The sequence below is a fragment of the Oceanobacillus sp. MO10714A genome (assembly GCF_037072045.1).
GTDB lineage: Bacteria > Bacillota > Bacilli > Bacillales > Amphibacillaceae > Oceanobacillus > Oceanobacillus indicireducens.
In genome coordinates, this window is sequence record NZ_JAXHDC010000004.1 from 151,091 (window position 1) to 165,734 (window position 14,644).

14 protein-coding genes are annotated in these 14,644 nt (G+C 41.1%); 1 reads left to right on the top strand and 13 read right to left on the bottom strand.

Annotation, left to right across the window (positions count from 1 at the left end; genetic code table 11):
- Positions 1–74: 74 nt before the first annotated feature.
- The 5 genes from SPD53_RS05485 to SPD53_RS05505 all read right to left on the bottom strand — a co-directional run bounded on the left by SPD53_RS05485 (position 75) and on the right by SPD53_RS05505 (position 6,107).
- Complete coding sequence (locus SPD53_RS05485) at positions 75–377, bottom strand: hypothetical protein (protein ID WP_336251864.1); 303 nt, start codon at positions 375–377, stop codon at positions 75–77.
- Positions 378–431: 54 nt separating this feature from the next.
- Positions 432–1,832: a protoporphyrinogen oxidase gene (gene hemY / locus SPD53_RS05490; protein ID WP_336251865.1), complete on the bottom strand. Its 1,401-nt coding sequence runs from the start codon at positions 1,830–1,832 to the stop codon at positions 432–434.
- The gene (gene hemH, locus SPD53_RS05495) at positions 1,825–2,766 is read right to left on the bottom strand and encodes a ferrochelatase (RefSeq protein ID WP_336251866.1); all 942 of its coding nucleotides are present in this window, start codon (positions 2,764–2,766) and stop codon (positions 1,825–1,827) included. Before hemH ends, hemY begins: the two co-directional genes overlap by 8 nt.
- Positions 2,767–2,809: 43 nt before the next feature.
- On the bottom strand, positions 2,810–3,847 hold the full coding sequence (hemE, locus tag SPD53_RS05500; protein WP_336251867.1) for a uroporphyrinogen decarboxylase: 1,038 nt from the start codon (positions 3,845–3,847) through the stop codon (positions 2,810–2,812).
- A gap of 106 nt (positions 3,848–3,953) precedes the next feature.
- Positions 3,954–6,107: a transglycosylase domain-containing protein gene (locus SPD53_RS05505; RefSeq protein ID WP_336251868.1), complete on the bottom strand. Its 2,154-nt coding sequence runs from the start codon at positions 6,105–6,107 to the stop codon at positions 3,954–3,956.
- Positions 6,108–6,407: 300 nt separating this feature from the next.
- Between SPD53_RS05505 and SPD53_RS05510 the strand changes: the two genes are divergently transcribed.
- Complete coding sequence (locus tag SPD53_RS05510) at positions 6,408–6,911, top strand: antibiotic biosynthesis monooxygenase family protein (RefSeq protein WP_336251869.1); 504 nt, start codon at positions 6,408–6,410, stop codon at positions 6,909–6,911.
- Positions 6,912–7,053: 142 nt separating this feature from the next.
- Here SPD53_RS05510 and SPD53_RS05515 read toward each other — a convergent pair whose 3' ends face one another.
- The 8 genes from SPD53_RS05515 to SPD53_RS05550 form a co-directional block, all read right to left on the bottom strand.
- A complete protein-coding gene (locus SPD53_RS05515; RefSeq protein ID WP_336251870.1) occupies positions 7,054–7,536 on the bottom strand; it encodes a thioredoxin family protein in 483 nt (160 codons plus the stop codon).
- Positions 7,537–7,541: 5 nt separating this feature from the next.
- Entirely contained in the window at positions 7,542–7,976 is a 435-nt protein-coding gene (locus SPD53_RS05520; protein ID WP_336251871.1) for a disulfide oxidoreductase, read from the bottom strand.
- A gap of 246 nt (positions 7,977–8,222) precedes the next feature.
- Positions 8,223–8,849 (bottom strand): response regulator, encoded by a 627-nt coding sequence (locus tag SPD53_RS05525; RefSeq protein ID WP_156854629.1) that lies wholly within the window; start codon positions 8,847–8,849, stop codon positions 8,223–8,225.
- Positions 8,850–8,861: 12 nt separating this feature from the next.
- Positions 8,862–9,899: a sensor histidine kinase gene (locus SPD53_RS05530; protein ID WP_336251872.1), complete on the bottom strand. Its 1,038-nt coding sequence runs from the start codon at positions 9,897–9,899 to the stop codon at positions 8,862–8,864.
- A gap of 12 nt (positions 9,900–9,911) precedes the next feature.
- Positions 9,912–10,679, bottom strand: coding sequence for a cell wall-active antibiotics response protein LiaF (gene liaF / locus SPD53_RS05535; protein WP_336251873.1), 768 nt, complete (start codon positions 10,677–10,679; stop codon positions 9,912–9,914).
- A gap of 135 nt (positions 10,680–10,814) precedes the next feature.
- Positions 10,815–11,459 carry a phosphatase PAP2 family protein gene (locus tag SPD53_RS05540; RefSeq protein WP_336251874.1) on the bottom strand — a complete coding sequence of 215 codons (645 nt, stop codon included), beginning with the start codon at positions 11,457–11,459 and terminating at the stop codon, positions 10,815–10,817.
- A gap of 14 nt (positions 11,460–11,473) precedes the next feature.
- Complete coding sequence (locus SPD53_RS05545) at positions 11,474–12,688, bottom strand: ABC transporter permease (RefSeq protein ID WP_336251875.1); 1,215 nt, start codon at positions 12,686–12,688, stop codon at positions 11,474–11,476.
- Complete coding sequence (locus SPD53_RS05550; RefSeq protein ID WP_156854639.1) at positions 12,681–13,427, bottom strand: ABC transporter ATP-binding protein; 747 nt, start codon at positions 13,425–13,427, stop codon at positions 12,681–12,683. Before SPD53_RS05550 ends, SPD53_RS05545 begins: the two co-directional genes overlap by 8 nt.
- Positions 13,428–14,644: the final 1,217 nt, after the last annotated feature.

Sequence of the window (14,644 nt, forward strand, 5' to 3'; positions counted from 1 at the left end):
GGTATATTACAGACCGTTAATACGTGATCAATAGAAAAATCGCCTAAAATCTTATCGTTGATTTCAGGCGATTTTTAGTGACTGTAATTTTTCTCTACGGAATCTGTGTAATTCGTAACTTCCGCATCTTCATGTTCAATTCCTTTATTATGGAATAGAGCAAGCAGACGATCTTGCGTTGCTTGCGATGTAATAATACAGTAATGACTGAAGGATTTTGTCTTAATTCTCAATTCGTACTGATCATTCACTTCTTTATCATATCCGTAAGATTTATGATTTACATCAATTTTAACAAGTTTATACGATTTGATATTCTTCCAACTTATAAATCGTGCCCCGCAAAGGATACCATCATTTACAACTGCAAATTTCAAAAAAATACAAAGAAAGAAAAACACCGAATCGAAACTGACTGGTGTTTTCCCTCATCAATTATTCTCCAAAAATTGTAAAGCTTCTAATGCGGCTTTCTTTCCATTTGCTACACAATCGGGAATACCTGCGCCGTCATAAGAGCTACCGATGATTTGGATACCGGGTAGTTGAGTCGAAAGTTCGTCGCGGATACGTTGAATGAACTTACGGTGACCGACTTGATATTGCGGACGGGCATCCTTCCAGCGTGTAACGACTGTAAACTGAGGATCAGCCTTTATCGTCATTACTTTCTTCAATTCATCCAACACAAGTTCCGTTAACGCCTCATCACTTAACTTCATGAATGCTTGTTTTTCTGGACGTCCGACATAGACACGGAGTAATACTTTATTTTCCGGCGTTGTTGATGGCCATTTCTTATTCGTCCACGTACAAGCTGTAATTTCAATATCTCCTTCACGGGCTACTTGAAACCCGGTCCCATCAAGATCATTTTCAATCGCATCCGCATCAAATGCCATCACTATATTTGCCGTTGAGACAGCAGGAATTTGCTTCAGATCCTGTAAAAAGGGATGATCGTCAAAAAGATTCGGAACGGCCGAATGCTCTGTTGCAAGGATAACAGCTTCTGCAGCAAGCTTCTCTCCTGATTCCAGGTAAATTTCATAGCCGGAGTTTGTCTTTACAATCTGTTCAGCCGCCACTCCTGTGCTGACGGTATCTTCAGCTAATTTCTCATGCAACTGGTGAATTAATGTTTCCAGACCGTCTTTAAAGGAGAAAAATATTCCGGATGAACGTTTTTCCTTCGTGACAGGTTGATTAGGCATATGTTCCTGTAATCCCTTCATGACACTTCCGTATTTCTGTTCCAGTTCGTAAAATAGCGGATAGATTGCCATCAAGCTCATCGCATCAATATCACCAGAGTGGATCCCAGCAAGCATCGGAGCAATTAAACGGTTCACCGCTTCATCACCAAATCTTCGGCGCATAAATAAACCGAGGGACTGGTCTTCCACCGGCTCGCCCTTTGGAATCTCAAGCTCCTCTAGCGCTCGCTTCTTCCCTGCTTCTGTAAAGATTTCCGTGTCTACAATTGCCTTTTCTTCTTTTGGTACTCCCATAAACGTCCCTGCTGGCATTTGATGCAGCTTTCCGTCTACGAGAATAAAAGACGAGCCTGTCTCGTTAAAAATCATCTCATCTTCTAACCCAAGCTCCTTCGTCAGTTCAACAATGGCTGGTTTTCTAGAGAGCAAGGAATCTGGTCCTTGTTCGATTGTAAAACCATCCCGCTTCATCGTCTTTATCTTACCACCAAGACGCTCACTTGCTTCGATCAACTTCAGGTTAATCGGTTCTTGCTTACGCTTGCTTTCTTGCTGTAAGTAAAAGGCGGCGGATAAACCTGTTATACCGCCGCCGATAATTACAATATTACGCATGTGCGTCACGCTTTTCCGTTTTTAAAACAACATCTGCCAATGTTTCGATGAATAACGGAGCCACGTTTGGCATTTCTGGACGATAATAGTTCGCACCGACTTCATCACAGACAACTTTACATTCGTAATCATTGTCATATAAAACTTCCAAATGATCGGCAACAAATCCGACCGGAGCATAAATAAAGGAACGGTAACCTTTTTCATTGTATAAATCACGAGTTAAATCTTGAACATCAGGACCGAGCCATGGGTCAGGCGTGTTCCCTTCGCTCTGCCAACCTACTTCATAATTTTTAATTCCGGTAGCTTCAGAAATAAGCTTCGCGGTTTCTGCCAGCTGTTCCGGGTACGGGTCACCGGCTTGGATAATTTTCTCTGGTAAGCTATGAGCTGAAACAATCAGCACTGTTTTTTCTTGTTCCTCTTTCGGTAGCTCGTCATAAATAGCTTTAATACCGTCTGCCCAGAATTTGATATAGCCTGGTTCGTTATACCAATCAACGACAGAAGTGAGCGTTATACCATGTTTATCTGCTTCTTCTTTTGCCCGTTCGTTATATGATTTAATGCTGAATGTAGAATAATGTGGAGCTAATACGATGGAAACAGCTTCTTTAATTCCATCCTGCGCCATTTTCTCTACCGCTTCTTCAATAAATGGCGTAATATGTTTGAGACCGATATATACTTTATATTCCACTTCATCTTGTACTTCATTTAACTTAACACATAGACTATTCGCTTGGTCTTCTGTAATTTTCGCAAGCGGGGATACACCGCCAATTGCATCATAGCGCTCCTTCAAATCTTGAAGTGCTTCCGGCTCAGGTTTTCTGCCGTGTCTGATATGTGTGTAATAAGGTTCAATATCCTCTTCTTTAGTTGGAGTTCCATATGCCATTACTAATAAGCCTTTTATTTTTTTCGCCATTTTTCAACACCTCATCTTTAATATTCATTGCGTCCTGCTATTTTTAAGAACGCTTGCTGTATTCATGAACTAAATTTGTCAGCTTTTTCAATGTTTCCGGCTTAATTTCCGGTGTCACACCGTGGCCGAGATTAAAGACATGCTTCCCTTGCTCTTTGCCTTCATCTAAGATATTCTTTGTGCGTTTCTCGATATTTTCCCATTCGGTTAAGAGCATAACGGGATCAAGATTACCTTGCAACACTTTCGTTACTCCCATATTCCTTGCTTCTGTAATCGATGTTCTCCAGTCTAACCCGATTACGTCTACTGGAAGATCGTTCCACTCAAGCAGGAGGTGACGGGCACCTACACCGAAAATAATGAGCGGGACGTCAAGCTTCCGTAACTCACTGCAAATTCTTGTCATTACCGGTTTAATGAACACACGGTAATCTGGAGCATTCAGTGATCCTACCCAAGAATCAAATAGCTGGATTGCTCGGGCTCCCGCTTCCACCTGGGCTTCAACGTATGTAATAATCATGTCTGCCAATTTGTCCATCAATAGGAACCATGTTTCCGGTTCAAGGTACATGAGTTTTTTGGTTTCGTGATAGCTTTTTGATGGGCCGCCTTCAATCATATAGCTTGCCAATGTGAAAGGAGCTCCGCTAAAGCCAATAAGCGGGACTTCCAGCTGTTCCTCCGTCAGGATACGAATTGTATCCAAAATATAAGGAATGTCCGCGTTTGGGTTAATCGTTCCAAGCGCTTCTACATCTTGAAAGCTGCGGATTGGATTATCGACGACTGGGCCGATGCCTGCCTTGATTTCTACATCAATCCCCATTGCCGGTAGTGGCGTCATAATATCTTTGTATAGAATTGCTGCATCCACATTATAATTTTCTACTGGGAGTCTTGTAACATATGCACTCAACTCAGGCTGATGTGTGATTTCAAACAGGGAATACTTTTTCTTAATCTCCCGATATTCCGGTTGAGATCTTCCTGCCTGGCGCATGAACCAAGCAGGTGTGTAGCTTGTTTCTTTACCGCGATACGCTTGTAAAATTGTGTCATTCATCTTTTTCGTCATTTATTTCATCCTTTTGTCATTATCACTTTCGCCATCTTAAACTATAACGATTCTTAATAAGCCTGTATAGGTTTTCGACTTGAATGTCACTAATTTGTCTAAAACGTTAGTTCAAAATAACTGTTTCCGATCTTTGACTTTCAAGCTTTGTGAACGGGTCATAGGTGACGACATAATATTTTTTATGCTTAAACAATGCATGTTCTATCATATATTCACTTTCCCCTTCCACTTCTGCGATTCTTTTATCGATACCATCCCGTTCTTCATAAATCCGGTAGATTGCTCGCTCATCATCTAAAGGGTCCCAACTGATTTTTCCTTGTACTAAAGAAATACCGCCCCAAACATAATTTGCTTGAACGTTGGTTACCGGGGTAATCCGGACTGGTTCCGCGAGTGCTTCCACCGTATCCGGTTTTTCAAATTTCTCAGCTAATGGGTGTAGCTTGTCGATTTCTGTCAATATATCTTGAATAAACCGAGTCGGATAAATACTTCCCCCTGTTAAATAATGATCTGCATCGGACTCGTCATAACCAGTCCAAGCAGCCATTACGTATTCAGGAGTATAGCCGACAAACCATGCATCCTTCACTTCGTTTTCCACGAGTGGATGTTGTGTCGTTCCTGTCTTTCCGGCAAGTGCTTTCGAATAGGTTCCAGCTGCTTCCGGCATGGACTCCACTGCTTTTCGGAGCATTTCTGTCATGTCCCAAGCGACTTGTGGCGTAAATACTTCCTTTTCTTCTGACTTATGTTTATAAATGCGTGTATCGTTATAATCATAGATTTCTTCAATTGTATAAGCTTTGATGAAATTCCCCTCTTTGGCAAACGTTCGGTATGCTTCGACGAGATTAAGTGGTGTAACTCCTTCATAAAGCCCACCAAGTGCAATCGCTAAGTCTTCATCCTCAATATCCATGTCCAACTTTTCTAAATAGCTTTTCGCATAGGGAATACCAATGCGATCTAGCAACCAAACGGCTGGAACGTTTTTTGAAGTTACGAGACTGTCATACATACTCACTACCTTTTGATACGTATCGTCGACATTGGCAACAGGATAATTTCCATTCACAGCTTTTTCATCCGGCAGCAGCGAATACGGTGTAAATGTTTCCTCTTGCATCAGTGCAGGACCATAGACTGCTAACGGCTTAAACGTCGAACCCGGTTGCCGATTGACCGTAACACGATTTAAATCGCCGAAAGTATAATCCCTGCCACCAATTGCGGCAATAATTTTCCCTGTATCCTGGTCCATCATAACAAATGCCCCTTCTGCACCAGAGGTATTTCCAGGGAAATAATCATCTTTGGTAAACATTTCGTAAGCAGTTTGCTGAACGTCATCTTCCATTCCGACGATAATCCGGTAACCTCCCCTTCTCAATTGTTCGATAGGCAGCTGACTCTTTTCCTGCGCTTCTTTTATGACTAGGTCAAGATAACTATCGATCCACGGGGTATTAGCTGCTTCTTCCAATTGTAAACCAAGCGCTTTCCCTTGTTCCGTTTGTTTTGTCTCTATCGAAATCATCCCAGCATGCTCCATCGCGGCAAGGACGATATTCCTTCGCTCCAAAGCTTTTTCCGGATGGTTTATTGGGGAGTAACCGTTTGGAGCCTTAGCCATTCCAGCAAGCAGTGCCCCTTCTCCAATTGATAATTCGCTCGCATGTTTCGAGAAATAAAAGTTTGCTGCTTTCTCAATGCCATAGATTCCGTGACCGAAGTAAATTTCATTGAGATAAAGTTCTAAGATTTCTTCTTTAGACAGCTTTCTTTCCAAGTAAATAGCCGCTGCCGCTTCTTTCGCTTTACGGGTCCAGGTTTTATCATTATATAAAAACAAGTTCTTTACGAGCTGCTGCGTAATTGTACTCGCACCCTCTACTTTGCTCATCGCGATGATATCCCTATACACAGCCCGCGTAACCGACTTGATATCAATACCGGCATGTTCATAAAACCGTCTGTCTTCAATCGCAATATAAGCATCTTGTACATGTTTAGGTATTTCATCCAGCGGAATATAATCACGATTTTCCTGATAGAGTTCCGCAATGACTTCTCCATCAGCGGTTTCAATCGTTGTCGTCTGGGCAAGGATGAGCGCATCCTCATCGACAATCTGACTACCGAAGTAGATAATCATAGCATAACCAGCTAAAGCCAAACCTATAATGGAAACAAGCGTAATGATTATCCATTTCAGTTTTCGATTCATCTTCCTTTGATTCGGTTTCACCATTATTCCACCTCTACCTCTGCATTATACGACAATCTTCTACAGGGATAAAGTGAAACTTCACTTAGTGGGGGTTTCCTTACTCCCCGACTGAATGTTAGTTGAACAGAATCAGGGATTTACGGGCTGTTTATCCCCCACTTTTACATGCTAGGCTTCCCTCATGTTTAGATGCGGGGATATTACAGACCGTTAATACGTGATAAAGTTTGAATAAGTTGTTTGGAAACTTCTGTCGTTGCGTACAGCGTTCGGTTTTAGGGTAGAATAGGAGTTAAGAGGAATATAGAAAGGGGAATAAAATTGAATGCATACATGACAAACGGTACGATTGACTTCTTGCTGCAAATGGAAAAAAAACATGAAGAATTAGATCTAAAACTCATGGAAAATAATGCGGGTGGGCTTCTCTATTATGAACATCCGACAAAAGAAATTTTTCAATCTGGTCGGAAATATGAGATCCTGGAAGCAACAGGGGAGATACAACAAAGAGGTTATGTCGTCATGAATAATATCCCTGTGGCTGAAGAAAGCAGAGCTTTATTCGAAGACCGTTTCAAGCGGCGGAAACATTCCGTCGAAGCAATGCCAGGATTTCAAGCATTCCGGGTATTACGCCCCTATAAAGGAACAACATATGTCATTTTAACCCAATGGTCCTCAAAAAAGGATTTTGAATACTGGAAGGCATCTGGAGAGTTCCAAGAAGCACATGAATTAGACCAAGTGAAGCCATCTTCCTATTTTTTCAAAAACACCTATTTAGCAACCTATGATATGTATGTAGAGGAAGAGGAAGAATAAAAACAGCGTACCAAATGGTATCCTTCCACGGAGCAGTTCAGACACCTGGACCGCGGACCTCGAGACCTAAGTTGGCCTTACACTGAATGAAAGCAGTTTAAAAAGGTTACCCGCTTGTATTAAAGTGGATAACCTTTTTTGTTTATTCACCAGCCAAGACGAATTCATTAAAGAATTGCTCGTATTGTTCTTCAGGGTACTGGCCTTCGAGGCGAGCTACTTCTTTACCATTCTCATAATAAATGAGAGTAGGTGTGGAGTGAATGCCAAATGTTTCCTTTTCTTCATTAAACTCAAGCAAGTTCAGCTTCTTCATATCTACACCCATCTTTTCTGTCAATGGAACGAGATAAGGTGTTGTCTGCTGACAGTATACACAGGTCGGGCTGTAAAAATAAACAGTGGTTGGTTCCCCACTCTCCACCTGCTCAATCAAATCATCCGGTAAAATTTGATTTCCGTATAATGGATCTCCTAATTGGTCGATTGTCGCTTGATCTAAATCATTGGTTCCATATGGATTATCTCCTTCAAGCGCTTTGTTGTTTTTATAATTAAGCGCAAAGAATAACGCTATAAATAGTACCACAACCACGGAGACAATTATCGTGACTTTCTTACCCATTCGAATCAGTTCCTCCTTATTTCTTTAAGCAAAAGTAGATGTAAAACAAAGATGATAATAAATGCTACACCAGCCATAAATGGAATCGTGATGAAACCGAAGTAATTCACATAGATTGCATTACATGGTACGGCACCACTACACGATCCTCCCATTTCATGGAAGGCCGGAACTTTTTGAAGTAAGTAATGATACGTGGAGACAAACATCCCAATCCCGCTTAATACCAATCCCGACAGTGTCATTTTTACATCTTTTTTCCATAGTGCCAATCCATAGATGATAACTAACGGGTACATTAAAATCCGTTGATACCAGCATAGCTCGCAAGGGATATAACCCATTACTTCGGAATAAAACAAACTTCCGGTAGTTGCTACAAAGGCCTGTACCCAAATAATCAGCAAAAGATTCTCTGCCTTTTTCGTCAATGAATGCATAAGTTTGGGTCCTTTCTGACTCTTTTCCTTTATCGCATATTAACGGTCTCTAATACCCCCACTTCTAAAAATAAAGGAAGCCCAACATATGAGGGTGAAGGATATACAGTTCGTAAATCCCTGATTCTGTTCAACTAACATTCAGAGGGGATACCTCGACTGAATGAAGTTTCACTTTAACATTATACGAATAGAAAAATGATAATACAATTTCTACGCCTCGGAATTTATGACTATTTCGTGACGTTAGAGCAATTGATTGCGGTGGACATAGACCGCAGCCTGTGTCCGGTCCTTTACTTCAAGTTTAGAAAGGATATTACTTACATGGGTTTTCACCGTTTTAATTCCGATGAATAGGTGTTCACTTATCTCCTGGTTCGTCATCCCGTTTCCAATGCAAAGAAGTACTTCCAGTTCCCGCTCCGTCAATTCATCATGCAGTTTCTTCTCCGACTGGCGAAAGTTTGAGAGCATTTTCCCGGCTATTTTCGGTTCAATCACATTTTCCCCTTTTACCGCTTTTAATATTGCTTGCACAATCTCTGTTGCGGAAGCCGTTTTAAGTAAATAACTGAATGCTCCTGCCTCCAGTGCCGGAAAGATTTGTTCATCATCATAAAAACTTGTTAAAATAATTACCCTGCAGCTTGGCAGCACTTCTGAAATCTTTTGTGTCGCTTCAACACCATCCCCGTCCTCCATCATTAGATCCATTAAAACGACATCCGGCTTTTCCTTTTCAATAATCGCAATGCTTGCATTCCCGCTACTTGCTTCACCGACGACTTCTATCTCGGGCTCTGTTGTCAAATAAGCGATAATACCCTTCCGTACGACGTCATGGTCATCGACAACGACTACTCGGACCATATTACTCCCCCTTTAAAATGGTATTCTTATATCGATATATGTTCCTTCATCCGGGTTCGAACGAAGCTGAAAAGTTCCACCGAGCTCTTCACTACGCTCCCGCATCGTCTTCAACCCGTAAGATGTCTTCTTATCTCTATTCGTTGATACATCGAAACCCTTCCCATTATCGCGAATATGGATAAATAATTCATGACGCAAATTTCTGATATTTACCTGAACAATTGTAGCGTTTGCGTGACGTAAAATATTGGAGAAAGCCTCTTGAATAATTCGAAAAACATGTTCTTCCTTTGTGTCTGATAAGACAAGATCATCTTCTACTTCCACCCGGAAATCGATTGGGCTTCTCATTTGCAATTCTTCCACTAATTTTTTAATCCCTTCATGTAAAGGCTCACCTGATAAATACACTGGCCTCAGATGCAAAAGTAGTGCCCGCATCTCCGTTTGCGCTTGCAGTGCCATTGCAGCAACTTCCTTCATTTGCGTCTTTGCTACCTCTGGTCTTGCTTCCATTTGCTTTACAGCTGCTTCCGACATCATCGTGAGAGCGAATAATTGCTGACTCACCGCATCGTGCAGATCCCGCGCAAGTCGCTGCCTCTCCTCTATTACTGCTGATTTATGGGCAGACTTCGCAAGTTCTGACTTCTCATCCGCCATCCGCTGTAATGATTTCACCTGATCTTGCAACTTTTTCCCTAATTCATTCAATTCATTACCTATTCTAGTGACCTCGTCATTTTCCTCAAAGTGAACACTCGATTGGTAATTGCCATTCGCAAATTGTGTAATTAGCACGGAGAGAGTATCCAGCCTCGTTTTAAAATTCCCGCTTGACCTGAAGCCTGTATAGACAGCAATAATTAATCCGATAAAAACATACAACCCGGTAAAGAGGAAGATCGCTGATGGATTGAGCCAGCCGGGTTCAAATAGAACATAGAGCGATAGCAGGATTGCAAGGAGTGTCACAGTAGACAGGAGAAGCCCTGACAAATGGGAATGGATAAAAATATAACGGATGCTTGAAAATCTCTTCTTCAATGCCTTCTCCCCCTACACTTGGTCAACTCGAATACTCCCTGCTTTTAATTGGATGTAAAAGTCAATCTTTCTTACAGCTTCTTCATAATTATCTGTTTCATATGAGTAGGAACGACTGATTCCTTCTGAAACGTTACCAATGACGTTAATATCCCCGACCTTCACATTTGCTTCAATTCGGAAATCAACATTCTCCGGAATTAGTATATGAACATCACCAGCAAGTGAATGGATGAAAATCGGAATCTCCTTCTCTGGGATAAATGCTTTCGAAAAATCGAGATAAAAGTCTCCCGCAAGCGTATTAATATTCATCGGTTCTACCTTCCAGTTCGGTTCACTGTACTCCTGGCTCCCGATGGTGAAGTTCTGTGTCTTCACTGTCATATCTTGACGTTTCCTCAAGCTCGGGCTACCTTCCCTTAAAATATGAATATACCTTCTACCTCGTCCAAAGCCAATCAAAACAAAACCGAAGTATATAATGAATAACGGCCAGAGCTTCACTACATCTGTAAAGTAAAACGTAAGGACCTCAAAACGATCGAGGAATAATAATCCCCCGAATACGGTAAAGAAGATGCCGAGAAACCAGTGGGTTCCCCGCTTCCGGAAATAATCGAACATCCATTTGAGCCCGAGAACAAGGATGAACACTGGATAAACATAGTGCCAGAGGCTGCGGAATCCGAAATCCATGATTCCAATATTAGCAAGCACAAGCATGATGCCGGCACCGATTAAAAATATCGCAATAAAGTATTGAAAAAAATGTCTCATTCGCATCACTCTTTCTTTTTAACATAAGGAAAGAGAATGATTAGAACCCAATTGGCAATCCGCGCTCTCTTTCTGTTCTTCTTCAGTCTAACGGTCCAGCCTCCATCCGTGAACCTTCCCTGGATTGCTTCCATCTCAGTCTTTAGACGGAGATACTTTCTTAATCAACCTTTCATATAGGAAAATAAAAACGGTTAGGAGAAGAAATCCGATAAAGAAGCCGGCGAATACATCAGTTAAGTAATGAACGTTGATAATGTACCTACTAATTCCAATTAACAATATCAGAATCCCGCAGGCAATTTGCACTGTTAAAATCTGTCTTTTAGACTTTAATTGACGCGTAATGAAATAAGCAAGCAGTCCGTAGCAAACAACGGAAAGCATCGCATGTCCAGACGGGAAACTGTAGCCCTCCGCATTGAGACTCACAGAAATACTCGGGCGTTCCCTTGTTACGAAGAGCTTGATTACTTCATTAACCTTATGCGTGAGATAAATACCGCCAACGAAAAAGAAAGCTGGCAGCCAATGCTTAAACCAAATAAATAAAAGTATCGTAACAATTGCGACAAAAGGATATAAAAAGAAACTGGAGCCAAGATGGGTGATCAATTGGAAGGGCTCCAGGAGAAACGATTGCCCGAGCGAATCGACAAACCTTCTTGTAATTTGATCAAGATAAGGCATTTTCCCTTGCGATAGCTGCAGTACCCATACGCCTGTAATCAGTATTAAAGCGACAAAAAAAACGAGCAAAATATTCTTTCTAACCTTCATTAGCAATCCCCAATCTAGATTAACTTCCGTTTGACATAGCCGTTCACGAATAAATAGGTGAAACTTACGCCAACAATCATTGCAAAGAGAAATCCGGCATATTCTTGCATGATGATAAAAATACAAGCAAATAAAACCGTTTGTAAGATTGTAAGTTGAAAAATCAATTTTACAAGAGATTGCTGCCTGTCCGTTTTTTCAATCGGATAAATGTCAAGCCACATAATCGTTCGGTGATGCTGGTAGAGGGTCATCATCTGGAAGCTGCTCATATAAAGGAACAGTATAACAAATAACAGCTTCACCCAAATATTAGGGATAAGATAGATGAATAATCCACCAATAATGATTAAACGCACGTACATCCCGACATAATCTCCACTCCGAACAAATGTAATCCTATACAGATAATCAAAGGTGTGTCGTTTTTCAAATGGGATATTTCTTGTAACTAGTGAAACGAGCCATTGTCGCTTTCTTACTCTAGTCTTAATATGTGGCACATCGCTAAACATGTTCGCAATCCGGTAAAACGTCTGCATACTGTTCTGATCCTTTTCAAGCAACAAATCCCAAACTACTCCAGCTTGCTTTGCCGCTAAAACATAATCGTAAAGGAAAAGCGCTGCAAAAAGAATAGTCACGATACAGGCACCAAGCATTTCACCAGCAATCATGAAATAAAAGACAAGAACATTCATCACCATCCGCACAAATATTTCCAGTCGGCGGTGATTACGATCTCTAATCCGGTACATCCACCAGTTTGCAAGGAGATTGGCCACTTTAAAAATAAGCAGGATAATAATAGTAAGTAAGTAAGGATTCCCTTCCCTTTCTGGAAAACTTGCCGTATATAACGGTCCTAATGCCGCCGCAACAAGCAGAATCAAATAAAGTTGAATGACAAAACTATAAATGATTGAGTTCCGGAAATAAGGTTTCATCTTCTCTTCGGCAGGGATTAGGAAAACAAGGTCAGGTTCCTGAAGTAATGTTCGGACCGGACTGTAACTCACAACGAGCCCGAAAGCAATTCCGATGATAGCAGCAGTCGGGAAATTTTCCGGAAGCTGCTGAAGCCATGCTTGGTAATAATAAGCAACCGCAGCAATGAAGAAGAATAATGCAAAAGCAATATGCCCATTAAAAATATAACGCAAGTAGCGGCCTAATTCTTTCATATGGGAAGCTAGCCGTTTTTTATAAAAGGCATGGGAATCAAACATTGCTATCCTCTTCCTTCGTTAAGCGTAAATATAAATCATCTAATGTTGCTCCTGGCATTCCGAAACTTTCCCGCAAATCTTCTAACGTGCCATAAGCTCTAATTTCGCCTTCATGGATAATGATAAAACGATCACAATACCTTTCTGCAGTAGCAAGGATATGTGTCGACATCAATACGCCGGAACCTTTTTGTTTCATATCTTCCATTAGCTGTAAATAAGAGGAAATCCCAAGCGGATCAAGACCAACAAATGGTTCATCCACAATATAAAGCGGTGGTTCAATTAAAAAAGCGCACATGATCATTACTTTTTGACGCATTCCTTTTGAAAAATGAACAGGAAACCAGTTCAGTTTCTTCTCCATGCGAAATTCCTTCAGTAATGGATCAAGTCTGTTTTCAAATACATCCTCTGGTATATCATAGGTCATCGCCGTAAGCTTGAGATGTTCATACAGCGTTAATTCATCATAAAGAATCGGCATTTCCGGGATATATGCCATTTGGCCACGGTAAGTTGTCGGGTTTTCTCGGAATGTCTTTCCATTTACAACAATCTTGCCTTTTTTCGGCTGCATAAGACCGATTATATGTTTAATCGCCGTACTCTTTCCCGCTCCGTTGAGTCCGATCAGGCCAACAATTTCATTTGGATACACGTCAAAAGATATTCCATGTAATACGTTTTTATGGGTGTAACCACCATGTAAGTTGTCAATATGTAACAAAGAATCCACGTGAGCTTACCTCCTTCATACTTTCATTAATTTTATCATCTTTACTTTCGCTTGCCAAAATATACCGCGGTCTCCCTTCATTAGAACCCTTGCCTTCACTCAGCGTAAGTGTTTTTGCTCGTTCACTAATTTAGAGTTCTAATCGCCGCCGTTCAGTTGCCCGACGGACGGATGCCCATCCTAAGGCACAGCCGAAGCCTCGACGCACAGGACGTGGAGAACTTAGTCTCCCCCGGAAGAAGTTCGCTTCCTGCTCAGGTCTGGACTCGTGCTATTCCCGTAGGAGTCACCTTCCTCCGGGCAACTGAACTAGTAAAGATGATTATTTTGAATGGAAATTATTCCATTATTCCGTCACGATGAAGATTATATTTCTGAAATATTATATAATACAACTTTCGCACTGATAAGCTTCATAAAATTGCTCTAGGTCACTGTTCCGAGAAGACTTTAAATAGTACAATTGACTAGCTCAATATAATAAACGGGAACGGGACTCCTCTATTTACCCGAACGGACTGGAGTCTGCTTCATTCGAGTGATTAGAACCTTTCTATTCACTCGAGCGAACTGGAGTCTGCTTCATTCGATCGATTAGAGCCTTTCCATTCATTCGAACGGACTGGAATCTACTTCATTCGATTGATTAGAGCCCTCCTATTCACTTGAATGATCTGGAATCACCTTCAAACGAGTCATTAGAACCCTCTAATCACTCAATTGAAGTCTTGGGATCGTGTCCATAACTATAATGAATTGCTGGTTTCACTAATTATACGAGAGGGTAGTTTACTGTTTCAGCTGTGAAAGAAAATTGAGTCTTATTATTTGGATGAATAAGAAACAGGAAACGAAACAAAATAAGAACCGAAGACAGCGAATACACAAAGTGATTTGATTGTATCACAAGAGAGGTGTTAAAAATGCCTGGATTCTGTGTTACACGCAAATACCAATAATTGCAGGAACGCTTTAAAATCCTTAAATCTTTCCTTAAAAATTAATTTCTTTAACTTTTAAGAAAAGATTTGTGTGAACGAAATTTTTTCACTCCAATTTTCGTTTACCTTCCCCACTAGTAAGCTGCTGCATGTTGTATCCCGCTGTCTTCTTAAAGCAGGCTGGTCCTCCCCCTTGGACCAGTCCTGTTTCTTTTTGGCGTATTTATAACTAAACCAAGAACACTCGTGATTTCAGTCATGAGAGGTTCAAAGCTT